The sequence below is a fragment of the Promicromonospora sp. NFX87 genome, assembly GCF_048564965.1.
GTDB lineage: Bacteria > Actinomycetota > Actinomycetes > Actinomycetales > Cellulomonadaceae > Promicromonospora.
The window spans coordinates 4,275,117-4,300,691 of record NZ_CP183413.1 but is presented as its reverse complement, the minus strand read 5'-3'; the positions used below and the strand labels follow the sequence as shown (position 1 = coordinate 4,300,691).

The window sequence follows — 25,575 nt, the reverse complement described above, 5'->3', positions numbered from 1 at the left end:
CGTCTGGGCGACCAGCAGGCCGGCAGCGTAGCCGCGACCTGCTCCGGATCAACAGACGAACTGAGGTGGTCCCATCATGGTCTCCCGCCGCGCCCCGATCGTCGTCGCAGTTGCCACTGCCGCGATGCTGGCGCTAGGAACGGCCCTCGTCCCTCTTCTGCCCGCCACAGCCGTCACCGCCGTCACGAGCGAGTGCTCCGCACCGACCTGGGCGGAGGGCACGAGCTACCGCGCAGGGCAGCAGGTCACCTACGAGGGCCGCTCCTACACCGCCACGCAGGCGCACACCGCCCACCCGGGCGCGGGCTGGGACCCGGCGTCGACGCCCACGCTCTGGACCCTCAGCGGTACGTGCGACGGAGGTCCGGATCCCGAGCCGACGCCGACCGACCCGGCTCCGGAGGCAGGCACGCCGGTCGCGGCCAACGGCCAGCTCAGCGTGTGCGGCGTGGGTCTGTGCAACGCGCAGGGCAAGCGGATCCAGCTGCGCGGGATGAGCACGCACGGCACCCAGTGGTACTCCCAGTGCATCACCGACGGTTCGCTCGACACCCTCGCGTACGACTGGAACGCCGACGTCGTGCGGATCTCCACCTACGTGCAGGAGGACGGCTACGAGACCGACCCGGCACGCTTCACCGCGCTCGTGAACCGCTACATCGACATGCTCACGGCGCGCGGCATGTACGCGATCGTCGACTGGCACATGCTCGACCCGGGCGACCCGAACTTCAACCTGCAGCGCGCCAAGACGTTCTTCACGGCGATCGCTGAGCGGAACAACGGCAAGAACAACATCATCTACGAGGTCGCGAACGAGCCCAACGGCGTGTCCTGGCAGACCATCAAGGGCTACCACGAGCAGATCATCCCGGTCGTCCGCGCGAAGGACCCGGACGCCGTCATCCTGCTCGGCACGCGGGCGTGGTCCTCGCTGGGCGTCTCCGACGGCTCCACCGAGTCCGAGGTCGTGAACAACCCGGTCAACGCCTCGAACGTGATGTACACGTTCCACTTCTACGCCGCGTCGCACGGGCAGGACTACCTGAGCGCGCTCTCGCGGGCCGCGGACCGGATCCCCATGTTCATCACGGAGTTCGGCACCCAGGACTACGCCGGTGAGGGCGCCAACGACTTCGCCATGTCGCAGCGGTACCTCGACCTCGCGGCGTCCAAGAAGATCAGCTGGGTGAACTGGAACTTCTCCGACGACCACCGGTCCGGCGCGGTCCTCACCCAGGGAAGCTGTGCGAGCGGTTCCTTCGGGGTGGGCAACCTCAAGGAGTCCGGCCGGTGGATCCGGGACCGGATCCGGACGGCGGACAACTTCTAGACCGGCTCCGCCGCCTGGCGCTGCGGTAGCAAGGTAGACACGACAAGAGGGTGCCAGGTCTGCTGAATTCCGATCGCCTCAGGCCCGTCGAGTTCATCTCAGCTGAACAGTTCAGCTGAGATGAACTCGACGGGCCTGAGGCGAACAAGGTTCAGCCCACCCGGCACCTACCGAAACAGCACTACGCGCCTGGACGCTCAGGAGCCGCCAGCAAGCCCTGGCCTGCGAGGATCGTCGAATGCGCATCATCCAGCTCCCGGCGCGGGAGATCTCGCGGTTCAACAGCCACGGCGTCGACATGGACCTTCTTCCCCAGGTGCTCGACGCCGAGCGCACCACCATGCACGTCGCCCGGATGGTCGCGGGCGGGGTGCTGGGGGAGCACCCGGCCGTAGGGCGGCAGATCTTCGCCGTCCTCGCGGGCGAGGGAATCGTCGCGTCGAAGGGCACGGCAGGAGACGCCGACGAACGCTGGGAGATCGAGCCGGGCCAGGCCGCGATCTGGGAACCAGGCGAGATCCACGAGACGACTGCGACCACCGACCTGCTCGTGGCGATCATCGAGACGAGCGACGGTGAGCTGGCGTTCCGGGAGCACGAGGTGCTGTTCGGTCCACCGCTGGGTTGAGCCGGCCGCCGTGTCGGGCCGGCCTTGTCTCCGAGGTCCAGACCACTACGCTCCATCCATGTCGCACACCGTGTACGTGATCGGCGCCGGGCCGGCCGGACTGGCAGCCGCCGCGGCCCTGCGGGCGAAGGGCGCGGACGTCACGGTCCTGGAGAAGTCGGACCACGTGGGCAACGCGTGGCGGCACCACTACGACCGCCTGCACCTGCACACGACACGTGGACTCTCGCAGCTGCCGGGTCTCCCGATCCCGCGCGAGTTCGGCCGCTGGGTAGCCCGGGACGACGTCGTCCGCTACCTCGAGGCGTATGCCGCCCACCACGACCTGCGGATCGAGCACGGAGTCGAGGTCACGCGCCTCGACCGCGCCGACGGCGTGTGGACGATCACCACCACCGGCGAGGGCGACGCCGAAGGCCGGCGCACGGCGGACGCCGTCGTCGTCGCGACCGGGTACAACCACACACCGCACCTGCCCGGCTGGCCCGGCCAGGACACGTTCCCCGGGCAGGTCGTGCACGCGAGCCGGTACCGCAACCCGGCCCCGTACGCGGGCAAGGACGTGCTGGTCGTCGGGGTGGGCAACACGGGGGCCGAGATCGCGCAGGACCTCGCGGAGAACGGCGCCGCGAGCGTCCACCTCGCGGTCCGCACGCCGCCGCACATCGTGCCGCGCAACCAGGGGCCGTGGGCCGCGCAGTACACGGGCCTGCTGGTGCGCCACCTGCCGACCGCCCTCGTCGACGCCCTCAGCGTCCCCGTCCGCAAGGCCAGCTTCCCGGACCTCGCGCACCTCGGGCTGCCGATCCCGGAGGTCGGCCTGGCCACACGCGTGGCCCAGGGTTCCATCCCCGTGCAGGACATCGGCCTCGTCGCCGCCGTCCAGGCCGGCACGATCCGCGTCGTCAGGGCGATCGAGCGGTTCGACGGCGGCGACGTCGTCCTGACCGACGGCGCCCGCCTCACCCCCGACGTCGTCCTCGCCGCCACCGGCTACCGCCGCGCCCTGGAGCCCGTCCTGGGCCACCTCGGCGTCCTCGACGAGCACGGGAAGCCGATCGCGACGAAGGGCCGTCCGGCCGCGCGGGGCCTCTACTTCACGGGCTTCACCAACCCGATCTCCGGCATGTTCCGCGAGATGGCGGCCGACGCCCACCGGATCGCACGGAACGTCACCGCCGGCCGCTGAGTCCGGCGACACGATGTCTCGATACAGCGAAATTGCTTGACAGCCCGACGTCGGACAGGCAGCGTCCGGCGCATGAACCGCCGAACGTCCCTCGCAGCAGGAGCCACCGCGACCCTCGTGGCCCTCACGCTCACCGCCTGCGCACCGTCAACGGGTAGTCCGGAACCCGGCGGGGCGGCGGGGGAGGGGTGCGACGGCGACGCGGTAGCGCTCGACGTGTGGTCCTGGCGCACCGAGGACGTCAAGACGTACGAGAAGATCTTCGACGTCTTCGAAGAGGCCAACCCGTGCATCACGGTGAACTTCCAGGCCCACCTCAACACCGAGTACGACCAGATCCTGCGCACCGGCCTGACCGGCTCCGACGGACCCGACATCGCGCAGGTGCGGTCCTACGGCCTGCTCCAGCCGCTCGTCGAGGGCGGCAACCTCGAACCGCTCGAGGACCTCGTCCCGGCGCTCGGCGAGTTCGACGACGCGATCCTCGACGGCGCTCGCGGGCGCGAGGACGGCGCGGTCTACGGCGTGCCCCTCGCCTCCCAGACGATCCAGGTCTACTACAACACCGCGATCTTCGAGGAGAACGGCCTGGAGGAGCCCGAGACCTGGGACGACTTCCTGGCGATCAACGACGAGCTGCTCGGGACGGACGTCACGCCGCTCGCGGTCGGCGCGCGCGACGGATGGTTCGTGCCCACCGTGCACGACGCCCTGACGTCCGCCCAGTACGGCGGCGCGGACTTCCAGCAGGCGCTGCGCGACGGCGACACCGACTTCACGGACCCGGCGTACGTCGACTCGATCCAGACGCTCAAGGACCTGCAGAAGTACATGCCCGAGGACGTGACCGGCGTGGCGTACACCGACGCGCAGGTGCTGTTCACCTCGGAGCAGGCGGCGATGTTCGCCGGCGGCTCGTACGAGCTGGCGTTCTTCCAGGAGGCCAACCCCGACCTGGAGCTCGGCGTGTTCCAGGTGCCCCCGCCGCCCGGCGCGGCGCTGGACCACCCGGTCAGCCCCGGGTACGCGGACGGGAACTGGGGCCTGTCGGCCGCCACCGAGCACCCGGAGGAGGCCGAGACGCTGCTGAACTGGCTGGCCACGCCGGAGTTCGGGCAGCTGGTCGCGGACGAGCTCAAGCAGTTCTCGCCCATCCCCGGCGTCGAGTTCTCGGACCCGCTCCAGCAGGAGATGTGGGACCTGTACCAGGAGAACCCTGCGCCGTACCTGCTGCTCGTGGACTACCGCTACGGCGACCCCGTCGGCACCGACCTGATGGGGGAGGCGGGCCAGAAGCTGTTCCTCGGCGACGCCGACGCCGAGCAGGCCGCGGGAATCATCCAGGACGGCCTCTCGGCCTGGTGGACGCCGGGCGAGTGAGCGGCCGTCGCACAGCGGCGCTCCCGACGTCGGTCGCACTGCTCTTCCTGCTGCCCGCGGCGGCGCTGTTCGCCGTCTTCGTGCTCTACCCGATGGCGACGGCCCTGACCTACTCGCTGTTCTCCTGGCGCGGCACCGCGCAGGACTCGTTCGTGGGGCTGGACAACTTCGTCACGCTGCTGACCACCGAGCCGTACCGCAGCCAGCTCCCGCGCGCCTTCGCGCACAACGGGCTCCTGTTCGCCGGCGCGATGGTCGTGCAGAACTCCGTAGGCCTGCTGCTGGCGTACGTGCTGCACAAGCGGGAGCGGATGCGCCGGCTGTTCCAGGTGCTGTACACGATGCCGTACCTCGTCTCGCCGCTGGTGGTCGGCTACCTGTGGTCGCTGCTGCTCTCGCCGCTGTTCGGCCCGGTGAACGCCGCCCTGCGCGCCGTCGGCCTGGAGTCGGTGGCGCAGCCCTGGCTGGGCGACCCCGACACCGCCCTGTGGGTGGTCGTGCTGGTGACGGCGTGGCAGTGGGTAGGGTTCCCGCTCCTGGTCTACGGCGCCGCGCTCGGGTCGCTCGACCCCACGATGGAGGAGGCCGCGATGCTCGACGGCGCGTCCTCCCGCCAGCGGTTCTGGTACGTCACGCTGCCCATGTTGGTGCCGGTGATCGGCACGGTGAGCGTGCTGACGTTCATCTTCTCCATGGAGGCGTTCCCGATCCCGTACGCCCTCGGAGGATCCAACGGCAGCCCGGCGGGGGCCACCGACGTCATGTCGCTCCTCTTCTACCGCACCGCGTTCAGCTCGGGAGCCTCCAACGCGATAGGTGTCTCGTCAGCGGTGGCGATCCTGCTGTTCGTCGTGATCGTCGGGGTGTCGGTGCTGTTCACGCGGTGGTTCCGCCGTGTAGAGCGAGGTCTGACATGAGGCGCGCGGCGGTGCAGGTGGTCCTCTGGGGCTACGCGGCGGTCGCGCTGGTGCCGCTGCTGATCATGGTGTGGAACTCGTTCCGCACCGATCAGGAGCTCGTCGCCGAGCCGCTCGGCGTGCCGGTCAGCCCCTCGCTGGACGCGTACCGCCAGGCCTGGGTGGAGGCGTCGTTCTCCACGTACTTCCTCAACTCGGTGCTCGTCACGACGGCGTCGGTCGCGCTGTCCACGGTCGTGTCCCTGCTGGCGGCGTACGCGCTGGCCCGCTCGCGCTCACGCCTCATGGGCGTCATCGAGCAGGTGTTCGTGTCGGGCCTGATGATGCCCGTGTTCCTCATGATCGTGCCGATCTTCTACCTGCTCGATCGCGTAGGGCTCGCCTCGACCCGGACCGGGCTGATCCTGGTCTACGCGGCGGTCTCGATCCCGTTCTCGGTGTTCGTGCTGGCCACGTTCCTGCGCCAGCTCCCGGACGAGCTGGAGGACGCCGCCCGGATCGACGGCGCGGGCCCCTTCAGGACCTTCTGGTCGGTGCTGCTGCCGCTCGTGCGCCCAGCGGTCGCCACCGTGGTGGTCTTCCGCTTCGTGCCCATCTGGAACGACTTCTTCTATCCGCTCATCCTCGTGCGCGACCGTACCCAGTACACGCTGCCCGTCGGTCTGACCACGTTCTTCGGGGAGTACCAGACGTCGTGGTCCACCCTGTTCGCGGGCCTCGTCATCGCTACGCTGCCGCTCGTGGTCCTGTTCCTCGTGGCCACACGGCAGATAGTGGCGGGTCTGACGGCGGGGATGGGCCGCTGACGGTCGGCGGATGCCGGACGGTGTGCGGCACGCCACCGGTTTGCATTCGGCGCCCGTGGTCGTGGGGCGTACCATTGACGGGTTGCCCGTGCGTCTCTCGCACATCGTCGTCAGCGCGGCTGACAGCGAGCAGCGGCAACTGAGCTGAGCATCCCCGCGCCACCCCGGGAAGCAGTAAGCCGGCGTGCGCGCACCCCCGACATTCTGGAGACCATCGAAGTGAAGAGCGCCGTCGAGACCCTGGAGCCCACCAAGGTCAAGCTGACCGTCGAGGTGGACTACGACGAGCTCAAGCCGAGCATCGATCACGCCTACGAGCACATCGCGGAGCAGGTGAACGTTCCCGGCTTCCGCAAGGGCAAGGTGCCCCCGCGCATCATCGAGCAGCGGGTCGGCTGGGGCGCAGTGATCGAGCACGCCGTGAACGACGGCCTCTCGGGCTTCTACCGTGACGCGCTCGGCGAGACCGAGCTGCGTCCGCTGGCCCAGCCCGAGATCGACGTGACCGACGTGCCGGCCAAGGCCGGCGAGGGCCAGCTGAAGTTCACGGCAGAGGTCGAGGTGCGCCCGGAGATCGAGCTGCCCGAGCTGTCCGACGTCGAGCTGACCGTCGACTCGACCGAGGTCACCGACGAGGACGTCGCGGAGCGCATGGACGCCCTGCGGGAGCGCTTCGGCACCCTGGTCGGCGTCGACCGTCCGGCCGTCGAGGGCGACTACATCGTCATCGACCTGAAGGCCGTCATCGGTGACGAGGAGGTCGACTCCGTGTCGGGCGTCTCGTACCAGATCGGCTCCGGCAACATGCTCGAGGGCCTGGACGAGGCCCTGACCGGCCTCTCCGCCGGCGAGACCACGACCTTCAAGGCGCCGCTGGCCGGCGGCGACCACGAGGGCAAGGACGCGGACGTCACCGTCACCGCGACCTCGGTCAAGCAGCGCGACCTCCCCGAGGTGGACGACGACTTCGCCCAGCTCGCCTCGGAGTTCGACACGCTCGAGGAGCTCAAGGACGACCTGAAGACCCAGGTCGCCGGCATCAAGACGTCCAACCAGGCGGTCAGCGCCCGGGACGCCCTCATGGAGAAGCTGCTGGAGACCGTCGAGGTCCCCGTGCCCACCGGTGTGGTCCAGGCCGAGGTGCACCGCCACCTCGAGTCCGAGAGCCGCCTGGAGGACGACGAGCACCGCGCCGAGGTCACCGCCGACGCGACCAAGGCGATCAAGAACCAGATCCTGCTCGACACCCTCGCCGAGAAGCTCAAGGTGCAGGTGAGCCAGGGCGAGCTCGTCGAGTACCTGGTGAGCGCCTCGCAGCAGTACGGCATGGAGCCGAGCGAGTTCATCCAGTCCCTCGAGCAGGGCGGGCAGATCCCCGCCATGGTCGGCGAGGTCGCGCGCTCGAAGGCCCTCGCGGTCGCCCTGCGCCAGATCGAGGTCAAGGACGCCGACGGCAACGTCGTCGACCTGAGCGAGTTCATCGGCTCGGAAGAGGTCGACGAGGCCCAGGCCGCGCTCGACGCTGCCGTGGCACAGGCTCAGCAAGCCGGTGACGACGAGGCGCCCGAGGCGGCTGCCGAGGGCGCCGAGCCCGAGTCGTCGGAGCCTGCCAAGGCCTGACGTACACCCGGCCCGAGAGGGCCGATGCATGACGCCCGACGGCGGTCCGCGTGCGGTGGTCGAGCTTGTCGAGACCGGTCTCGACAAGCTCGACCACCCAGCCGGACCGCCGTCCGCGTTCCCCCCGACTTCGCCGTGGGCAGCACCGATGCGCTGTAGGCGAAACGGGCTCCGAATCAGGAGTTCCGGCGGGCGGGGGCACGTTAGGGTCGAGCGAGACGTCAATGGGACGTGGTCCAGAGACGTGGTCCAACAGACGAGAGTCAGAACCGAGGAGATGGACGTGAACGATCTGCTGCGGATGGATGCCGGGCCGGTAGCACGGGCGGAGGGTGCTGGATTCGGGCTCAACGACTCCATCTACAACCGGCTGCTCAAGGAGCGCATCATCTGGCTGGGGTCGGAGGTGCGCGACGAGAACGCGAACGCGATCAGCGCGCAGATGATGCTTCTCGCGGCCGAGGACCCCGACAAGGACATCTGGCTGTACATCAACTCGCCCGGCGGCTCCATCACGGCCGGCATGGCGATCTACGACACGATGCAGTTCATCAAGCCGGACGTGGCGACCGTCGCGATGGGGATGGCCGCGTCCATGGGGCAGTTCCTGCTGTCCTCCGGCACGAAGGGCAAGCGCTACATCACGCCGCACGCCCGCGTGCTCATGCACCAGCCGTCGGGTGGCATCGGCGGTACGGCGACCGACGTCCGGATCGGCGCGCAGCTCATCATGCACATGAAGAAGGTGCTCGCCGAGCTGACGTCCGAGCAGACCGGGCAGCCGATCGAGAAGATCATCAAGGACAACGACCGCGACAACTGGTTCACGGCCGCCGAGGCGCTGGAGTACGGCTTCGTCGACCACGTCGTCGAGAGCGCTGCGCTTGCCGGCGGCGGCGGCATGGCCAGCTGACCGCCCGGAAACTCATCAAGACCTGATCGACGAGGAGATCCATCGTGAGTCCTGAAGCCCAGTTCATCGCAGCCGCAGAGCGCCTTGCCGGTACACGCGCCCACCCGGTCGCGGGGCTGCCCTTTGCCACCGCCGGCGCCATGCCGTCCGCCCGCTACGTGCTCCCGCAGTTCGAGGAGCGCACCGCGTACGGCTTCAAGCGCCAGGACCCGTACACCAAGCTGTTCGAGGACCGCATCATCTTCCTGGGTGTCCAGGTCGACGACGCGTCCGCCGACGACGTCATGGCCCAGCTGCTGGTCCTGGAGACCCAGGACCCGGACCGTGACATCTCGATCTACATCAACTCGCCGGGTGGCTCGTTCACGGCCATGACGGCGCTGTACGACACCATGCAGTTCATCAAGCCGCAGATCCAGACTACCTGCCTGGGGCAGGCGGCGTCCGCCGCCGCGGTCCTGCTGGCCGCCGGTCAGCCGGGCAAGCGCCTGGCCCTCCCGAACTCGCGCGTGCTGATCCACCAGCCCGCGATGGAGGGTGGCGGCTACGCGCAGGCCTCGGACATCGAGATCCACGCGAACGAGCTCATCCGCATGCGCGAGTGGCTCGAGCTGACGCTGGCGACGCACAGCGGCAAGTCGCAGGAGCAGGTGCGCAACGACATCGAGCGCGACAAGATCCTCACCGCCGCCCAGGCGAAGGAGTACGGTCTGGTCGACGAGGTGCTCCAGTCGCGCAAGCCTGTCACGGTCGTGACGAACTGACCGTTCCGGTCGGTTCCGTCGAGACCGCTTCCGACGCCGGGGCGCGCCACCAATAGCGGTGGACGACGAGCCCCGGCGTCGGGCATGGTGGGACACGCTGCACAGAACATGACAAAATTGTCATGATGTGGTGAATATCGGTCGTGCGACCCGCCGGGCCGCCGGGCTGACAACGAGCCACCGGTGGTGTGGAATGGATCTAAGACCGCTCGACGTTGCGGATCTGCTGGGTCAACCGGCCTGTGCGGGACTCCGTGAGGGTGCACAAGGCGAGGAGACAGGTAGTGGTGCGAATCGGTGACGGCGCGGAACTGCTGAAGTGCAACTTCTGCGGCAAGTCGCAGAAGCAGGTGAAGAAGCTGATCGCCGGGCCGGGCGTGTACATCTGCGACGAGTGCATCGAGCTGTGCAACGAGATCATCGAGGAAGAGCTCGGTGAGGCAGCCGAGCTCGGACTGACAGAGCTGCCCAAGCCGCGCGAGATCTTCGACTTCCTCGAGCAGTACATCATTGGCCAGGACCCCGCGAAGCGCGCCCTGGCCGTTGCTGTCTACAACCATTACAAGCGCATCCAGGCGGGCGAGGCCGGCCGGTCGATCAACCCGGACGAGCAGGACCAGGTCGAGATCGCGAAGTCCAACATCCTGCTCATCGGCCCGACGGGCACGGGCAAGACCTATCTGGCGCAGACGCTCGCCAAGATGCTCAACGTGCCCTTCGCCATCGCCGACGCGACCGCTCTCACAGAGGCCGGCTACGTGGGCGAGGACGTCGAGAACATCCTGCTCAAGCTCATCCAGGCCGCGGACTACGACGTCAAGAAGGCCGAGACGGGCATCATCTACATCGACGAGGTCGACAAGGTGGCCCGCAAGGCCGAGAACCCGTCGATCACGCGCGACGTGTCCGGTGAGGGCGTGCAGCAGGCACTCCTGAAGATCATCGAGGGCACGACCGCCTCGGTGCCGCCGCAGGGCGGGCGCAAGCACCCGCACCAGGAGTTCATCCAGATCGACACGACGAACGTGCTGTTCATCGTGGCCGGCGCCTTCGCAGGGCTGGACGACATAGTGGCGGCCCGCTCCCGCAAGCGCGGCATCGGGTTCAGCGCCCCCATGGAGTCGATAGTCCCCGACGCGGACCTGTTCGCCGAGGTGCGACCCGAGGACCTGCAGAAGTACGGGCTGATCCCCGAGTTCATCGGCCGTCTGCCCGTCATCGCCTCCGTCTCGCCGCTCGACCGCGACGCGCTGGTGCGGATCCTCACGGAGCCCAAGAACGCGCTCGTGAAGCAGTACCAGCGCATGTTCCAGATCGACGGCGTGGAGCTCGAGTTCGACGAGCCGGCAGTGGGCGCCATCGCCGAGCAGGCGCTCCTGCGGGGCACCGGGGCGCGCGGCCTGCGCGCCATCATGGAAGAGGTGCTCCAGCAGGTCATGTTCGACGTGCCGAGCCGTGACGACGTCGAGCGTGTGCTCATCACGCGCGACGTGGTGCTCGACAACGTGAATCCCACCGTGGTGCCGCGCAAGAGCCCCGTACGGGGCCGCCAGCCTCGCGAGAAGAGCGCGTAACCACTCGCCCCTTCCCACCCAGGCCCGCCCCGGGGTATGTCGAAGTAGAGCGCGTGTCCGAGTCTCCCGTGGTCACCACGGGAGACTCGGACACGCGCTCTACTTCGACATACCCCGGGGCTAGCGGGTGGGTGCAGCCACCGGGGCGCCGTAGAGGGCGTCGACGGCGCCCGCGAAGTCGGCTAGCACCTTGGCGCGCTTCACCTTGATGGACGGCGTGAGGTAGCCGTTCGCCTCCGTGAAGTCGAGGTCGAGCACCATGTACTTGCGGATCGACTCGGCCTTGGAGACCGCCTCGTTCGTGTGCTCTACCGCCTTGTCGAGCTCGGCCAGCACCTTCGGGTGCACACGCGCCTCGGAGACCGAGAGCCTGCGCAGCCCGTTCGCCGAGCACCAGCCGGGCAGCATCTCGGCGTCGAGCGTCACGAGGGCGCCGATGAACGGGCGCTGGTCGCCGACGACGACGACCTGGCTCACGAGCGGGTGGGCGCGCATGCGGTCCTCGAGCACCGCCGGGGCGACGTTCTTGCCGCCGGCCGTCACGATGATCTCCTTCTTGCGGCCGGTGATGTGCAGGTGGCCGTGCTCGTCGAGGCGGCCGAGGTCGCCGGTGCGGAACCAGCCCCCGACGAACGCCTCGGCGGTCAGCTGCGGCTCGTTGCGGTACCCGCGGAAGATGTGCGGCCCGTGCAGCAGCACCTCGCCGTCCTCGGCGATGCTGATCTCCGTGCCGAAGAACGCGGGGCCCACCGACCCGATCACGGTCTTCCCGGGCAGGTTGACCGACGTCGGAGCCGTGGTCTCGGTGAGGCCGTAGCCCTCGAGGATGGTGACGCAGGCGCCGCGGAAGAAGTGGCCGAGCCGTTCGCCGAGCGGCGCGCCGCCGGAGACCGCCCACCTGAGCTGGCCGCCCATGGTCGCCTTGAGCTTGCTGTAGACCAGCTTGTCGGCGATCGCGTGCTTCCTCCGGAGCGCGCGGTCGGGGCCGTCCGTCGTGTCCAGGGCGCGCGAGTAGTCCTCCGCGACGCGCGCGGACCAGGCGAAGATCTTGGCCTTGAGACCCGACGACGACGCCTTCTGCTCCGCGCTGTTGTAGACCTTCTCGAAGACGCGTGGCACGGCGAGCAGGTACGTCGGGCGGAAGGAGCCCAGGTCGGCCACGAGGTTCTTGATGTCCGGCGCGTGGCCGAGCACCGCGTTGCCCGCGACCGTCGCGACCTCGACGAAACGCGCGAACACGTGCGCGAGCGGCAGGAACAGGAGCGTGCGGGCGTTCTCGGCCTGCAGCAGCTCCGGGATGCCGATGGCGGCGTTGATCGCGAGGTGCGCGAAGTTGCCGTGCGTGAGCTCTACGCCCTTGGGCCGCCCGGTGGAACCGGACGTGTAGATGATGGTCGCCAGGTCGTCCCGCCGGACGGCGTCGCGCCGGTCGGCGACGATGCCCGCGGAGAGGTTGATGCCGGCCTTGCGCAGGTCGAGGATCGCCTCGTCGTCGATCAGGAGGATGTCCTCGAGCGTCGGCAGGCTGGAGCGCACGCCGCGGACGATCTCTGCGTGCGCGGCGGACTCGACGACGACGAGCCGCACGTCGGCGTCGGACAGGATCCACTGGACCTGCTCGGCGGACGAGGTCTCGTAGACCGGCACGGCCACGGCACCCGCGGCCCAGATGGCGAAGTCGAGGAGGGTCCACTCGTAGCGGGTGCGCGACATGATCGCGACCCGGTCGCCGGCGGAGATGCCACGGGCGACGAGCCCGCGAGCGACGGCGAGGACCTCGTCCTCGAACTGGCGGGCAGGCACTGCGACCCAGGGGCCGCCAGGGGTCTCGCGTCGCTCGATGAGCGTCTTGTCTCCGGAGCGGGCCACGCGGTCCGCGAGGATGGTGTTGATGCTGGTGCCCTCTGGCACCTCCACCAAGGCCGGCGACGTGGCGAGTGTCATCTGCTGCTCTCCGTTGAAGTCTTGAAGAGGTGAAGCCAGAGTTCTGGGCCTTCACCAAGTTGCGTGCCTGCTCGCAGACTGTAGCCGATCCGCGTCACGGGTCGGAACAGCCTTCGCCGGTACAGCCCTCGGCCGGTTAGCCTCTTCCTGTGTCTGACAACGAACCGACCAGCGCTCCGGTGCCGTCCGAGATCATCCGGCTCCGCGGGAGCATCGACAACATCGACGCGGCCCTAGTGCACCTGCTCGCCGAGCGGTTCAAGATGACGCGGAGGGTCGGCGAGCTGAAGGCCGTGGGCGGTCTGCCGCCGGCGGACCCGTCGCGGGACCAGCAGCAGATCGCCCGGCTCACGGCGATCGCGGAGGAGTCGGGTCTCGACCCCGAGTTCGCGGTGCAGTTCCGCCAGTTCATCGTGAGCGAGGTGATCCGCCACCACGAGCTGATCGCCGCGCGGCACAAGGGCGACAACCTCCCTGAGGTCGACACATACGCTTGAAGGGGTTAGCCCTTTGAGGCGCCTTTGCCGCTTGCTGGCCTGAGGTCAACATCCGGTGGTGAAGATTTGGTGCTCCGGTCACAGGCAATTCCGCCCTGGGGGTGGCGTCTCCTCGTGATCCGTCGTTTCCTGGAGGGAACGCCGGGGCGACGTCGTGCGGTACGGCATTTCATCGACCTCGGCGGGAGACGCGGAGGTTTGTATGAAGATCGACTGGCTCAAGCCCCTCCTCGGCCACCAGGGCCCCTTTGCGACCCTGCACCTGGACGCGACGCCGTCCGAGCAGGCCGCCGAACGTGACGTCGAAGGCCGGTGGAACTCGGCGCGCAAGGACCTGGCACAGCAGGGGACCCCGGACGCCGTGCTGGATGCCATGGGGGAGGTGGTGCTGCGACCCACCAGGGTCCCGGGACCGCACGGCCGGGTCGTCATCGCCGACGACACCGGCGTGCTGGTGGACCGCGTGGTGAACAACCCGCCGGCCGGCACGACGTGCTCGTGGGCCCCCGTGCCGGCGATGCTCCAGGCCGCGCTGGCCGCCGACGAGTCGGTGGAGCTGCTCAAGGTGATCGTCGACCGGCAGGGCGCGGACTTCGTCCGGGTGGGGCCGGACGGCAAGGTGCACAGCACGTTCCAGGCTCCGCACGACGAGATCGAGAAGACCGGGTCCACCAGGGTCAAGCGGGCTCGCATCGAGTCGCGTGCCGAGGACTCCTGGGAGCGCAACGCGGAGGCGATCGCGGCCGAGACGGAGCGGCACGTCGCCGACACCAGGCCGGAGCTGGTGCTGGTGACGGGGGACAAGCGCGTGGTGTCGCAGGTGCGCGCCGCCCTGGCCCCGCCGACGGCCGAGAAGGTGGTCGAGGTCTCGGGCGGTGGCCGCGGTGCCGGGGTGCACGAGGGCGCGTTCGCCGAGCGCGTGGGCGAGGCGCTCGACTCCTACCGCGAACGACGCCGGGAGCGCGTCCTGGCGGAGCTGCGGCAGGAGCTCGGCCGCGAGTCGAACGCGGTGATGTCGGTGGACGACGTCGTCTCGGTGCTCGCCCGCGGGCAGGTCAAGGAGCTCGTGCTCGCGGAGGAGTACGGCACGGGCAACGCGCCCATGAACGGGCGCAAGCTCTGGATCGGACCGGACCCGATGCACATCGCGGCCTCCCGGTCCGAGCTTGAGGCGATCGGAGTGACGGAGCGGCTGGAGGAGCTGCCGGTCTCGGTGGCGCTCGTGCGCGCCGCCGTGGGGCAGGACGCCGGCCTCACGTTCGCCCCGGAGGGCTCCGTCGAGCTCATGGACGGAGTCGCCGCGACGCTGCGCTGGCGTGACGAAGGCACGCCAACGGAGGCGCTCGCGAGCATGTCGGGGGATGATCGAAGGTTGCACTGATGTCCCGCGTTAACTCCAGGTGAATTCACCCGCCCGTTCTGGGGGACTAATACCCCCAGAACGGGCACGGAATCGTATGGATTTTCCGTTTTACCGTCTATGGGAAAATGTTGCGTGGAAACGTGTCCGTTTTGCCCATACACACGGAAACGCATTATCGGTACGGTCACGGGCCATGGGGATGATTCATTGTGAGTACGCGCGGCTAGCCGCCGAGGACTTCGACAAGGCACGCACCGATCCGACCTGGGCGCTCGAGCACATCGACGAGCTCGCCGGTGAGTGGGTGCAGATGGACCTTCCGGCACAGGAGGCGAGGTACTTCAGCATCGGGACCGTCTGGGGTCCGCTGCACAACGTGCTGCGGACGCACGGCGGGATGCCCGTCGACCCGGTGCAGGGTGGAGCCGCACTGGGCTCCGCCGCCGGGATCACGCCGGTGCGCTACCTGGGCCCTGACGACGTGGAGAAGGCCGCCGCGTTCCTGGTCGGCACGTCGTTCGACGCCCTGGCGCCGCTCGCCGACGCCGCTCAGGTGTGCGACGAGGACGTCTGCCCGGACCCGGGCGAGCACGCCGCCGAGACGGACGCCGAGCGTCTGGCGCAGGCCTACGGCGAGCTGACCGCGTTCTACGGTGCCGCCGCCGAGGCCGGCGACGCAGTGGTCCTGATGCTCAACTGACCCGAGGGTTCCGCGAAGTAGAGCGCCTGTCCGGGTCTCCCTGATGACACCAGGGAGACCCGGACAGGCGCTCTACTTCGCGGAACCTCTCAGGTCAGCCCTTGTTGCGCGGCGGGGCCTCGCCCAGCTCGCTCGAGGTCACCACCATGCCGCCCTGGACCGCCTGGTCGCCCTGCCCCTCGGCAGCGGCCACCAGGTCGAGCGCACCCGTGACGCGGCCTGCGGCCTTGATGTCCTCGACCGCGGTCTCGACGGCGGTCAGCGAGGCGGCGGGCACGGCCAGCGACGCGGCGACGATCGGGGTGCGCATCGAGGCCTTGGCCTCGGACTTCACCTTGCGCAGTGCTGCCAGGGCGTGTCCGGCCGCGGCGAGGTCCGCCGGGTCGGCGCCGTCGGACGCCGCACGCAGCGGCCCCGCGACGGGCCACTCCGCGCGGTGCACCGAGCCCTCGCGCCACCAGGACCAGACCTCTTCCGTGGCGAACGGGAGGTAGGGCGCCAGGAGGCGCAGCATGGTGTCGAGCGCGATCGCCAGCGTCGTGCGGGCCGACGTCGTCTCGGCGGAGAGGTTCGCCGCGTCGTCACCGGCGCCGTAGGCGCGGTCCTTGACGAGCTCGAGGTAGTCGTCGCAGAACGCCCAGAAGAACGTCTCGGTGAGCTCGAGCGCGCGGGTGTGGTCGTAGGACTCCAGTGCCGCGGTGGCCTGCTCGACCACGCCGGCCAGCCCCGCGAGCATGGACCGGTCGAGGGCGACGGTCACCGCTGCCGGGTCGAGCGCGATCTCGCTGCCCGCGCCGCCGCCGAACGACAGCGCGAACTTCGAGGCGTTGAGGACCTTGATCGCCAGACGGCGACCGATCTTCATCTGCCCCACCTCGAACGCCGCGTCCGTGCCCAGGCGGGCCGACGCCGCCCAGTACCGCACCGCGTCGGAGCCGTGCTCCACGAGCAGGTCCATCGGCGTGACGACGTTGCCCTTGGACTTCGACATCTTCTTGCGGTCCGGGTCGAGGATCCAGCCGCTGATCGTCGCGTTCTTCCAGGGCAGCACCTTGTTCTCCAGGTGCGAGCGAACCACCGTGGAGAAGAGCCAGGTACGGATGATGTCCTGGCCCTGGGGGCGCAGGTCCATCGGGTAGACGCGGTCGAACAGGTCCTGGTCCCGCTCCCAGCCGCCGACGATCTGCGGGGTCAGGGACGAGGTCGCCCAGGTGTCCATGACGTCGGCGTCGCCGACGAAGCCACCGGCCTGACCACGCTGGTCCTCCGTGTAGCCGGAAGGTGCCTGGGACGTCGGGTCGATCGGCAGGGACTCCTCGGCCGGGACGATCGGGTGGTCGTAGTCGACCTCGCCGTTCGCGTCGATCGGGTACCAGAGCGGGATCGCGACGCCGAAGAAGCGCTGGCGGCTGACCAGCCAGTCGCCGTTCAGGCCGTTGACCCAGTTCTCGTACCGCACCCGCATGAAGTCGGGGTGGAAGTCGAGCTCCTTGCCGCGGCCCAGCAGCTCCTCGCGCAGCGACTTGTCCCTGCCGCCGTTGCGGATGTACCACTGGCGCGAGGTCACGATCTCGAGGGGCTTGTCGCCCTTCTCGAAGAAGTTGGCCTTGCGCTGGGTGGCCACCGGCTCGGTCGGCATGTCGCCCGACGCGACGAGCGCGTCGACGATCGCCTTGCGCGCGCTGAACGTCGTCTTGCCCGCGACCTCGGCCTCGAACAGCTCGGCGCCCGGGCCGCCCGGGAGCCACTCCGGCACCTCACGCGTGATGCGGCCGTCGCGGTTGATGATCGAGCGCGTCGGCAGCTGCAGCTCGCGCCACCACTGCACGTCGGTGAGGTCACCGAAGGTGCAGCACATCGCGATGCCCGCGCCCTTGTCCGGCTCGGCCAGGTGGTGCGCGAGCACGGGGACCTCGACGCCGAACAGCGGCGACTTCACGGTGGTGCCGAACAGGTGCTGGTAGCGCTCGTCGTCGGGGTGCGCGATGAGCGCGACGACGGCGGGGATCAGCTCGGGCCGGGTCGTCTCGATGTAGACGGGGCCCTCGGTGGTCGAGCCCGTCGAGACCGGGTGGAAGGCGACCTTGTGGAAGTGACCGGGGTAGTCCCGGGCCTCCAGCTCGGCCTGGGCGACGGCGGTCTGGAACGTGACGTCCCACAGGCCCGGCGCCTCGGCCTGGTAGGCCTCGCCGCGCTGCAGGTTGCGCACGAACGCGCGCTGCGCCGTGGCGCGCGAGACGTCGCCGATGGTCTGGTACGTCTGGGCCCAGTCCACGGAGATGCCCAGGCGGCGCCACAGCTCCTCGAACTGCTTCTCGTCCTCGGCCGTCAGGCGCTCGCACAGCTCGACGAAGTTGCGGCGGCTGATCGGGACCTGGTCCGCGGCCTTGACGCTCTTGCCGGTGCCCTCGAACGGGGGCGTGAAGTCCGGGTCGTAGGGCAGCGACAGGTCGACGCGCACGCCGTAGTAGTTCTGGACGCGGCGCTCGGTGGGCAGGCCGTTGTCGTCCCAGCCCATGGGGTAGAAGACCTCGAGGCCACGCATGCGCTTGTAGCGCGCCACGATGTCCGTGTGCGTGTAGCTGAACACGTGGCCCACGTGCAGGGAGCCCGAGGCGGTCGGCGGCGGGGTGTCGATCGAGTAGATCTCGTCGCGGGTCTTGGTGCGGTCGAACGCGAAGGTCTGCTCGGCGGTCCAGCGCTCGTCGAACTTGGTCTCGAGACCGTCCGTGCTGACCTTGTCCGGTACCTCCTTGACCACCGCGCGGACGACGTCGGCGCCGGCTACCGAGGCGGCCGAGGAGTCGAGGGCGGGTGTGGTCGCGGCCGGGTCCGTCGGCCCGGAGGAGGCAGGAGTGCTCATGCGCACCAGTGTCCCAGATTCGAGCAAGCCGAAGTACACGTTTCCACGGTCACGGGGTGATCAGTAGTTCTGCCCCGCACGGCTCAGCCGGCATCGGCGAGCGCCTGCTCCAGGGTTGCGTCGGTGCAGGTGTCGGTGGCGACGGGACCGTCGATGGAGAGCTCGACCACGGCGTCCTGCTGCTCGGGCGACGACTGCCCGCCGCCGGTGAGCTCGACCGACCAGCCGTTGGCGGCCACGGACTCGACCCAGATGTCGCCGCCGTGCTCGGAGTGCTGCTGCTCGGACATCGGCTCCATGCCGTGCTCCTCGAGCACCGGGTCGACCTGCGCGGCGAGCGAGGCGAGCAGCGCCTGGGCGTCATCGATGGTGCCGGTCCCGTTGGCGCTCGTGACGAAGAGGTAGCAGAGCCCGTCCTCCTGCTCGGTGACCGACGGGTAGGTGGCCATGGACTCCGCCCACGTCAGGTCACTCGCGTCCGGGGCCTCCCGGAGGGCGGCCAGGACGTCGTCGTACAGGTCGGTGTAGGTGGTGAGAGCCTCGTCGAGGGGCGGCGCCTGCTCGGTGGGGCCGTCCGGCGTGCAGCCGGTGAGGGCCGTGGCCACCAGCGCGGCGGCCAGGGCGGCGGGGACGGTCCGGGATGCGCGCACGAGGTGCTCCTTGACGAGTCGTGGGCTGCTCGCCCGTGATCGGTCTCGGACGCTACCAGCGCCCGCGGCGGCTGTCTCGAACCTGGCAGGGGGAGCACTACCCATGGTCAGTGGGCCGTGGTCGGTGGGCCGCGGTCAGCCCGCCAGGTGGGACCAGTGCGGTTCCAGGTCACGCCAGCGCCCGACGGCGGCGACGCGTCCGCCGTCGAGCACCACCACCCGGTCGGCGGTCGCGAGGGTTGCCGCTCGCGACGTCGTGCCGACCACCGTCGTGCCGGCGGACCGCAGCCGGGACCAGACCTCCGCCTCGGTGACGGCGTCGAGCGCGGAGGAGACGTCGTCCACGAGGAGGAGGTCGGAGCCGGTGGCCAGCGCCCGGGCCAGGCCGAGCCGCTGCACCTGGCCGCCCGAGAGCCGCAGGCCGCGGTGCCCCACCAGCGTCGCCGTGCCGCCCGCCTCGGCGATGTCCCGGCCGAGCCCGGCAGCGTCTACCGGACCGGTGACGGGGCGGTCGTGGTCGAGCCGTACGTTGTCCGCGAGGGTGCCCGACACGACGTGCGGCACCTGCGCGACGTGTGCGACACGAGGCGGGCGCAGGAACGTCTCCGGATCGGTGATCTCCTCGCCGTTCCAGCTCAGCCGCCCGCCGACGTCGACGAGACCGGAGAGGGCCCCGAGCAGCGACGACTTGCCGGAGCCGACCCGTCCCACGACCAGCACGAGCTCGCCGCGCCGGACCGTGAGGTCCACGCCCGCGACGCCTACCGTGCCGTCGTCGTGCGTCGCGCTGACGCCGTCCAGCCGCAGCTCCCGCAGCGGGCCCGGCACGGCGGGGGCTGTTCCTGCCGGGTTCCATGTCGTCGGGTTCGACGCAGTCGGGTCTGATGCCGCGGGGGCCGGCGCTGCGGGGTCCGCCGTGCCGGCGAACAGGTCAAGGTCCTTGGGTACGTCGGCGAGCCGCTCCGTGCCGGCGTACCGGGAGGTGACCTCGACCCAGCGGCGGGCGGACGCGGCGCTGGTGACGAGCTGCCCCAGTCCGTACCCGATCCAGCTGAAGGTACCTATCGAGGTGCTGACCAGGAGGGCGGTGGCGAGCGACCACGTGCCGCCGAGGTGCAGCGACCACGCCAGGACCATCGCGATCCGGCTCAGCACCGAGGGCGCGAGACCGACGAGGAAGCTGGTGCGCTCCTCGCGCAGCGAGGCCTGCACGCGGCGCCCGTCCACCCGGGCGACCTGGGCGAGGACTCCGCCGGTCGCCGCAGCGAGCTTGACCGTGCGCACCGCGTCGAGGGCCGATCCGAGCAGGCGGCCCAGCTCGGCGGCGGCGTCCCCCGCACGCCGGGCGGCGGCCGCGACGGACCGGCTGCCCAGCACCTGCGCCGTGAACATCACCGCCGCCATGACCAGCCCGATCGCACCGGCGAGAAGGCTGTCGCTCAGCACCACGAGCAGCGCCAGCGTGAACGGTGCGGTGAGGACCTCGCGCCAGGCCTGGGTGTGGCCGGTGAGCCGGTACTCCTCCTGGGCCCGCGCGGCGATCTCGCCGGGGGCGTCGCGCACCGTGCGCCGCTGCGCCGTCTGCCCGCGCAGGACGGCGAGGCGCAGCCGCAGCCGCGAGTCGGCCCACCAGCGGGCGCTGGTCAGGCGGATGGTGAACGGCAGCAGGGTGTTGGCCACCACCGCGGCCAGGACGGCGCAGGCCAGCAACCACGGCGCCGAGCCCTGCTCCAGCTCGACGACGAGCGACGCCCACAGCCAGCCGACGATCAGTCCGGTGGTGGTGAGGTAGTCGGTGAGCTCCCAGACGACTGCGGGGAGCAGCAGACCGAGCGGCCGGGCGCGCAGCGTGCTCCACACGGCGCGGGCCATCGACGTGCGGGGCGGTGGCGCGGGATCCGGGCTCTGTCCGGCCCGCCCCGAGCTCGCCGCCTGGTCGCTGCCGGCGAGCTGTGCGGGCGGTGTCCGCGGAGCTTGCTGGGTGTCGGTATCGGTATCCGGGCCGGTGTCCGCGAGCGGTTCCGTGAGCCCTGCCGCGGCGACGAGCTGGGCGAAGTGCCCGTCCCCGGCCGCCAGCCGGTCCCAGGGGCCGTGCTCCATCAGGCGCCCGCCGTCGAGCACCGCGACCGTGTCGGCGTGCCGTGCGGTGGGCAGCCGGTGCGCGACGACCAGCGCCGTCCGGCCCGCCAGGAGCGCCTGGGCGGCGAGGGTCACCCGCTCCGCCGTCGCCGGGTCCATCCGGGCGGTCGCCTCGTCGAGCACGACCACCTCGACGTCGCGCACGAGGAGGCGCGCGAAGGCGACGAGCTGTTCCTCCCCGGCGGACAGGGTCACGCCGTCGGACCCGAGCCGGGTGTCCAGGCCGTCCGGCAGCGACGCGACCCAGGCCCGCAGGCCGAGGGCTTCCACCGCCTGCTCCACACGGTCCGTCGGTACCGGCGCCCAGAGCGTGATGTTCTCGGCGAGGGTCGCGGCCAGGATCTCGGTGCGCTGCCCGACGACGCCGACGCGGGTGCGCAGCTCGTGCAGGTCCAGGCCGGTGATGTCCCGACCCTCCAGGAAGACGCTCCCCGCGGGCGGCTCGACCGCTCGGGACAGCATCTTGGTCAGGGTCGTCTTGCCCGAGCCCGTCCGCCCCACCAGCGCGCACGTGCTGCCCGCCGGGATGGTCAGGGACAACGGGCCCAGGCGGAAGCCGCCGCCGTACCCGAACGTCAGGTCACGCAGCTCGACGTCCACCCCGGTGGCTCGGCGGGGGAACGCGTCGCCGCCGACGGGTTCCTCGGGGACACCCAGCAGGTCGCGCACGCGGTGGAACGTGCCGATCGCCTCCTCGACGCGCGGCAGCAGGCGGCCCAGGACGTCCACCCGGCCGACGAATCCCGTGACGAGCAGCCACAGCGTGACCAGCCGGGCGACGTCGAGCGTGCCTCCCGTCACCGCCCATACCCCGCCCACGAGGACGGCGCCGACGAGTGCGTCCAGCGGGAGCTCGGTGCGCAGCCGCACCCGGGAGAACACGACCGACCACTCCTCCCGCAGCCGGATCTGGCGCGCCGCCAGCTCGGCGTACCGGCGTAGCACGTACCGCTGGCCGTGGGCGGTGCGCAGGTCGTCCCGCGCGGCGATGGCCTCCTCGAGCTGCGCCATGTGGTCCGAGCCTGCCTCCGAGCTGCGTCTGCTGAGGTCGCGCAGGGGGCGCGCCGCCCGTCGCGCGAACACGAGCACCACGGCGGCCACCAGGGGGAACGCGATCCAGGCGGGCCACCACACCAGGCCGGCGGTCACCCAGCCGACCACCAGGCTGATCGCCGCCTGCCCCAGCGTGATGCCGATACCGCTGATCGCCCGCGTGAGCCGCTCGGGATCGCCGTTGACGCGGTCCAGGAGCTCACCCACCGCCTGCTCCTCGAGTGCGGGCAGGGGCTGGCTCAGGGCCGCTGCGGCAAGGTCGACCCGGAGCCTTGCTTCCGCGCGGGCCACCGCACGCTGCACGACCAGCCACGTCACGGCGTCGAGCACGATGACGGCCGCGCTCACCGCGGCGAGCACGATCAGCGTGTCCCGCGCCGGGTCGGCGGCCATCCGGCCCGTGACCACCGCGGCGTACGACGACGCCCCGGCCGCCAGGACCGCGGCCGGGACCGCGACGGCGGCCACCCGCAGCGCGCGACGACGCCACGAGGTGCGGCGCTGGTCGCCGGTCTCGTTCGTTCGACGGCTCGGTCGAGCCGGGGTGCGGGGCATGGCTCGACTCTGCCACCGGTCACTGACACTCCGTCCGGCCCGGGGGAGCCGCCGAGGGGTTCGCTCGCGGGGACCGTGGACCGGACCTGAGGTGGGTGTCAGAGAGTCGACGTAGCGTGGATCTCGTGACCTACCGCGAGCTCGCACCGCCCACCGGCCTGCTGCCGGTCGTGGCCTGCCTGTGGGAGCACGAGGTGCCACCCGACCATGAGCAGCGGATCATCCCCGACGGTTGTGTCGACCTGGTCCGGCTCGACGGAGAGCTCGTGGTCGTCGGCGCGGACACGGGCCCGGTCGTCGCCCGGTCGCACGCCACGGCGCCGCCGGCACGGACCAGCGGCATCCGGCTCCGGCCGGGTGCGGCGGGTGCCGTCCTCGGCATCCCTGCCTCGGAGGTGCGCGACCTGCGGGTACCGCTCGCCGACGTGTGGCCCGACGTCGGCCCGGCGCTCGCCGACGCGCTCAGCGCGGCGGACCCCAAGGGGCGGCTGGACCTGCTCGCCCGCACGGTGCTGCGGCGAAAGGCAGAACGGGACGGGCTCGTCGCGGCGGCCGCGCGGCGGCTCGGGGTGCCGGGCTCGCGGATCTCCGGCGTCGCGCAGGACCTGGGCGTGAGCGAGCGGCACCTGCATCGCCGCACCGTGGACGCGGTCGGCTACGGGCCCAAGATGCTGGGGCGGGTCGCCCGGCTGCGGCGGCTGATCGGCCTGTCCGCGGGCGCGTCGTCGTCCCTGGCGGAGCGTGCGGTCGCTGCCGGGTACGCGAGCCAGGCACACATGTCCGACGAGGTGCGCCGGCTGACCGGCCTCACACCCGTCCGTTTTCTGGAAGACGCCGCACTGACCGCCGCCTAGCGTCGAAGCCATGAGCACAACGACGAGTATCGACATCGAAGCCGCGAGGCGGTTCGTCTACGACGACGCCCGCCTGCTGGAGCGGCACCGCCTCGCGGTGCTGTTCGACGGCGCGCCGGGCAGCCGCGTCCTGGACGCCCTGCGTCCTTACCGGAACGACGACGGCGGGTGGGGCCACGCCCTGGAGCCCGACCTGCGCGGGCCGGACAGCCAGGTCTCGGGCGCGTTGTCCGCGCTCGAGGTGCTCGCCGAGCTGGGTACGGCAGCCGACCCGGCGGTGGCGCCGCTGGTCAGGGAAACCGCCGACTGGCTGGCGTCCGTCGCACTGCCCGATGGGCGGGTGCCGCACGTGCTGCCGACCGCCGCCGCGTACCCGGCCGCGCCGTGGATGCAGCCGAACGAGGGCGGCATGCTCACGTTCGCGATCGTCGGCCACCTGTGGGAGCTGGGCGCCGACCACCCCTGGCTCGACGACGCGACCGCGTGGTGCTGGGCCCAGGTCGAGGCGGAAGGAGGATTGGTGGGCGGCTACCCGGTCAAGTTCGCCGTCCACTTTCTCGACGCGGTGCCCGAGCCGGACCGCGCGGCCGCCGCGATCGAGCGGATCCGGCCGCTCCTGCGCGCCGACGGCACGATCCCTGTCGACGGCGGGCAGGACGACGAGAAGCTCAGGCCGCTCGACCTTTCCCCGAGGCCCGGTGCACCCAGCCGGGCGCTGTTCTCCGCGGACCAGGTCTCCGCCGAGCTCGACCGGCTGGAGAGCGGGCAGCTGGACGACGGCGGCTGGGAGTTCGACTTCCTGCACTGGTCACCGGGACAGGCAGTGGACTGGCGCGGCATCGTCACCCTCGGAGCGCTGCAGACCCTTCGAGCGCACGGCCGGCTTCCGTAGCCTGCTCGGTCGTGTGCCGCACGAACCGCGCCACGTCGGGCGACGTGGCGGTGCACGCCCAGGCGACCCGGAGCTCGCTGACCGACAGGTCGACGACCGGCACGACCACCGTGCCGTCCGTCGGCCGCTCGGGCACGTGGGTGCTCGGCATGAAGCCCACGGCCTGACCGAGGCGGATGCTGCCGGTGTACTGGGCGGCGTCGTGCACCGCCGGACCTGGCCGCCAGTCGTGGTACTCCAGGTCTGTCCCGGTCCAGTACGCCATGGCGGCCGGCGGGAGGTCCGGCCAGACCGGGAACGCCTCGCCCGCCAGCTCGCTCCGGTGGACGACGTCCCGCCCGGCCAGCCGATGGGAACCGGGGAGCACGGCGACTCGAGGAACCGCGCTGATGAGGTCGCTGTCCAGGCCGCGGTGGTCGAACGGGCTGCGGAGCAGCGCCACGTCCGCGGCTCCCGCGCGCAGCTCGCCGGCCTGGGCGCCGACCTCGACGATCGCCGCACGAGCGGGCAGCTCGTCCGGGTAGCGCTCGTTGTAGGAGTCCACCAGACGCCGCAGGGGTTCGACGTCGCACGCCCGGGCGGTCACGCGCAGGTGCGGCTCCTCCCGCCCGAACCTCGTCGCGCGGGTCAGCGCGGCCTCGGCCGCCTCGACGACTCCACGGGCATCGCCGCTGAACTGCCGCCCGGCCTCGGTGAGCGCGACTCCCTGTGGCTGCCGCACGAAGAGCGCGGACCCGATGGCGTGCTCCAGAGCGCGGATCGCCCGGGACAACGCGGGCTGGGTCATCCCCAGCCGCTCCGCGGCGCGGGTGAACGTGCCCTCGTCCGCCACCGCTACGAAATAGCGCATGTGCTTGAGATCGACATCCGGTGTCACGGCGTGAGCATCGCATGCGCAGGAGCCATGCCGCCAGGGCATACCCCCATGCCACGCGGGCCTT

20 protein-coding genes are annotated in these 25,575 nt (G+C 70.7%); 15 read left to right on the top strand and 5 right to left on the bottom strand.

The annotated features are described in order from the left end of the window. Positions 1-76: 76 nt before the first annotated feature. The 10 genes from ACNYC2_RS19270 (at position 77) to clpX (ending at position 11,124) form a co-directional block, all read left to right on the top strand. Entirely contained in the window at positions 77-1,333 is a 1,257-nt protein-coding gene (locus ACNYC2_RS19270) for a cellulase family glycosylhydrolase (protein ID WP_419703338.1), read from the top strand. Positions 1,334-1,571: 238 nt separating this feature from the next. Further along, positions 1,572-1,961, top strand: coding sequence for a hypothetical protein (locus ACNYC2_RS19265; protein ID WP_419703337.1), 390 nt, complete (start codon positions 1,572-1,574; stop codon positions 1,959-1,961). Between the two features lie 58 nt (positions 1,962-2,019). After that, on the top strand, positions 2,020-3,150 hold the full coding sequence (locus tag ACNYC2_RS19260; protein ID WP_419703336.1) for a flavin-containing monooxygenase: 1,131 nt from the start codon (positions 2,020-2,022) through the stop codon (positions 3,148-3,150). 72 nt (positions 3,151-3,222) lie between these two features. Beyond that, positions 3,223-4,530, top strand: coding sequence for an ABC transporter substrate-binding protein (locus tag ACNYC2_RS19255; RefSeq protein WP_419703335.1), 1,308 nt, complete (start codon positions 3,223-3,225; stop codon positions 4,528-4,530). Continuing rightward, positions 4,527-5,447, top strand: a complete 921-nt coding sequence (locus ACNYC2_RS19250; protein ID WP_419703334.1) for a carbohydrate ABC transporter permease — start codon at positions 4,527-4,529, stop codon at positions 5,445-5,447. The genes ACNYC2_RS19255 and ACNYC2_RS19250 overlap by 4 nt, the downstream gene beginning before the upstream one ends. Then, positions 5,444-6,253, top strand: a complete 810-nt coding sequence (locus tag ACNYC2_RS19245; RefSeq protein WP_419703333.1) for a carbohydrate ABC transporter permease — start codon at positions 5,444-5,446, stop codon at positions 6,251-6,253. Before ACNYC2_RS19250 ends, ACNYC2_RS19245 begins: the two co-directional genes overlap by 4 nt. A 219-nt stretch (positions 6,254-6,472) precedes the next feature. Next, complete coding sequence (gene tig, locus ACNYC2_RS19240; protein WP_419703332.1) at positions 6,473-7,873, top strand: trigger factor; 1,401 nt, start codon at positions 6,473-6,475, stop codon at positions 7,871-7,873. A gap of 277 nt (positions 7,874-8,150) precedes the next feature. After that, positions 8,151-8,786 carry an ATP-dependent Clp protease proteolytic subunit gene (locus tag ACNYC2_RS19235; RefSeq protein WP_357450314.1) on the top strand — a complete coding sequence of 212 codons (636 nt, stop codon included), beginning with the start codon at positions 8,151-8,153 and terminating at the stop codon, positions 8,784-8,786. Between the two features lie 44 nt (positions 8,787-8,830). Beyond that, positions 8,831-9,550 carry an ATP-dependent Clp protease proteolytic subunit gene (locus ACNYC2_RS19230; protein WP_419703331.1) on the top strand — a complete coding sequence of 240 codons (720 nt, stop codon included), beginning with the start codon at positions 8,831-8,833 and terminating at the stop codon, positions 9,548-9,550. A 284-nt stretch (positions 9,551-9,834) separates the two neighbouring features. After that, positions 9,835-11,124, top strand: coding sequence for an ATP-dependent Clp protease ATP-binding subunit ClpX (gene clpX, locus ACNYC2_RS19225; RefSeq protein ID WP_377137164.1), 1,290 nt, complete (start codon positions 9,835-9,837; stop codon positions 11,122-11,124). 120 nt (positions 11,125-11,244) lie between these two features. Here clpX and ACNYC2_RS19220 read toward each other — a convergent pair whose 3' ends face one another. Further along, the gene (locus ACNYC2_RS19220) at positions 11,245-13,068 is read right to left on the bottom strand and encodes an AMP-dependent synthetase/ligase (protein WP_419703330.1); all 1,824 of its coding nucleotides are present in this window, start codon (positions 13,066-13,068) and stop codon (positions 11,245-11,247) included. 149 nt (positions 13,069-13,217) lie between these two features. On the opposite strand from ACNYC2_RS19220, the gene ACNYC2_RS19215 reads away from it, so the two are divergent. The 3 genes from ACNYC2_RS19215 to ACNYC2_RS19205 all read left to right on the top strand — a co-directional run bounded on the left by ACNYC2_RS19215 (position 13,218) and on the right by ACNYC2_RS19205 (position 15,628). Beyond that, positions 13,218-13,565 carry a chorismate mutase gene (locus tag ACNYC2_RS19215; protein ID WP_357450302.1) on the top strand — a complete coding sequence of 116 codons (348 nt, stop codon included), beginning with the start codon at positions 13,218-13,220 and terminating at the stop codon, positions 13,563-13,565. Positions 13,566-13,767: 202 nt separating this feature from the next. After that, complete coding sequence (locus tag ACNYC2_RS19210) at positions 13,768-14,946, top strand: hypothetical protein (protein WP_419703329.1); 1,179 nt, start codon at positions 13,768-13,770, stop codon at positions 14,944-14,946. Between the two features lie 175 nt (positions 14,947-15,121). After that, a complete protein-coding gene (locus tag ACNYC2_RS19205) occupies positions 15,122-15,628 on the top strand; it encodes a DUF1877 family protein (protein ID WP_419703328.1) in 507 nt (168 codons plus the stop codon). Positions 15,629-15,722: 94 nt separating this feature from the next. On the opposite strand, the gene valS is transcribed toward ACNYC2_RS19205, so the two are convergent. The 3 genes from valS to ACNYC2_RS19190 form a co-directional block, all read right to left on the bottom strand. Next, a complete protein-coding gene (gene valS / locus ACNYC2_RS19200) occupies positions 15,723-18,491 on the bottom strand; it encodes a valine--tRNA ligase (RefSeq protein WP_419703327.1) in 2,769 nt (922 codons plus the stop codon). An 83-nt stretch (positions 18,492-18,574) separates the two neighbouring features. Next, positions 18,575-19,141, bottom strand: a complete 567-nt coding sequence (locus ACNYC2_RS19195; protein WP_419703326.1) for a hypothetical protein — start codon at positions 19,139-19,141, stop codon at positions 18,575-18,577. A 135-nt stretch (positions 19,142-19,276) separates the two neighbouring features. Continuing rightward, on the bottom strand, positions 19,277-22,888 hold the full coding sequence (locus ACNYC2_RS19190; protein WP_419703325.1) for an ATP-binding cassette domain-containing protein: 3,612 nt from the start codon (positions 22,886-22,888) through the stop codon (positions 19,277-19,279). A gap of 125 nt (positions 22,889-23,013) precedes the next feature. Here ACNYC2_RS19190 and ACNYC2_RS19185 point away from each other — a divergent pair, with 125 nt between their 5' ends. Together ACNYC2_RS19185 and ACNYC2_RS19180 are read left to right on the top strand one after the other, a co-directional pair. Further along, positions 23,014-23,742 (top strand): AraC family transcriptional regulator, encoded by a 729-nt coding sequence (locus tag ACNYC2_RS19185; RefSeq protein ID WP_419703324.1) that lies wholly within the window; start codon positions 23,014-23,016, stop codon positions 23,740-23,742. Between the two features lie 10 nt (positions 23,743-23,752). Then, positions 23,753-24,634, top strand: a complete 882-nt coding sequence (locus tag ACNYC2_RS19180; RefSeq protein ID WP_419703323.1) for a hypothetical protein — start codon at positions 23,753-23,755, stop codon at positions 24,632-24,634. Here ACNYC2_RS19180 and ACNYC2_RS19175 read toward each other — a convergent pair. Then, positions 24,585-25,511 carry a LysR family transcriptional regulator gene (locus tag ACNYC2_RS19175; RefSeq protein WP_419703322.1) on the bottom strand — a complete coding sequence of 309 codons (927 nt, stop codon included), beginning with the start codon at positions 25,509-25,511 and terminating at the stop codon, positions 24,585-24,587. The two genes, ACNYC2_RS19180 and ACNYC2_RS19175, sit on opposite strands and share 50 nt — an antisense overlap. Positions 25,512-25,575 lie beyond the last annotated feature (64 nt).

Excerpts from the sequence above, each read along its gene's own strand:
- ACNYC2_RS19270 (WP_419703338.1), top strand. The coding sequence starts at position 77 with ATGGTCTCCCGCCGCGCCCCGATCGTCGTCGCAGTTGCCACTGCCGCG.
- ACNYC2_RS19265 (WP_419703337.1), top strand. The coding sequence starts at position 1,572 with ATGCGCATCATCCAGCTCCCGGCGCGGGAGATCTCGCGGTTCAACAGC.
- ACNYC2_RS19260 (WP_419703336.1), top strand. The coding sequence starts at position 2,020 with ATGTCGCACACCGTGTACGTGATCGGCGCCGGGCCGGCCGGACTGGCA.
- ACNYC2_RS19255 (WP_419703335.1), top strand. The coding sequence starts at position 3,223 with ATGAACCGCCGAACGTCCCTCGCAGCAGGAGCCACCGCGACCCTCGTG.
- ACNYC2_RS19245 (WP_419703333.1), top strand. The coding sequence starts at position 5,444 with ATGAGGCGCGCGGCGGTGCAGGTGGTCCTCTGGGGCTACGCGGCGGTC.
- ACNYC2_RS19235 (WP_357450314.1), top strand. The coding sequence starts at position 8,151 with ATGGACGTGAACGATCTGCTGCGGATGGATGCCGGGCCGGTAGCACGG.
- ACNYC2_RS19220 (WP_419703330.1), bottom strand. The coding sequence starts at position 13,068 with ATGACACTCGCCACGTCGCCGGCCTTGGTGGAGGTGCCAGAGGGCACC.
- ACNYC2_RS19210 (WP_419703329.1), top strand. The coding sequence starts at position 13,768 with ATGAAGATCGACTGGCTCAAGCCCCTCCTCGGCCACCAGGGCCCCTTT.
- ACNYC2_RS19205 (WP_419703328.1), top strand. The coding sequence starts at position 15,122 with ATGGGGATGATTCATTGTGAGTACGCGCGGCTAGCCGCCGAGGACTTC.
- valS (WP_419703327.1), bottom strand. The coding sequence starts at position 18,491 with ATGAGCACTCCTGCCTCCTCCGGGCCGACGGACCCGGCCGCGACCACA.
- ACNYC2_RS19190 (WP_419703325.1), bottom strand. The coding sequence starts at position 22,888 with ATGCCCCGCACCCCGGCTCGACCGAGCCGTCGAACGAACGAGACCGGC.
- ACNYC2_RS19180 (WP_419703323.1), top strand. The coding sequence starts at position 23,753 with ATGAGCACAACGACGAGTATCGACATCGAAGCCGCGAGGCGGTTCGTC.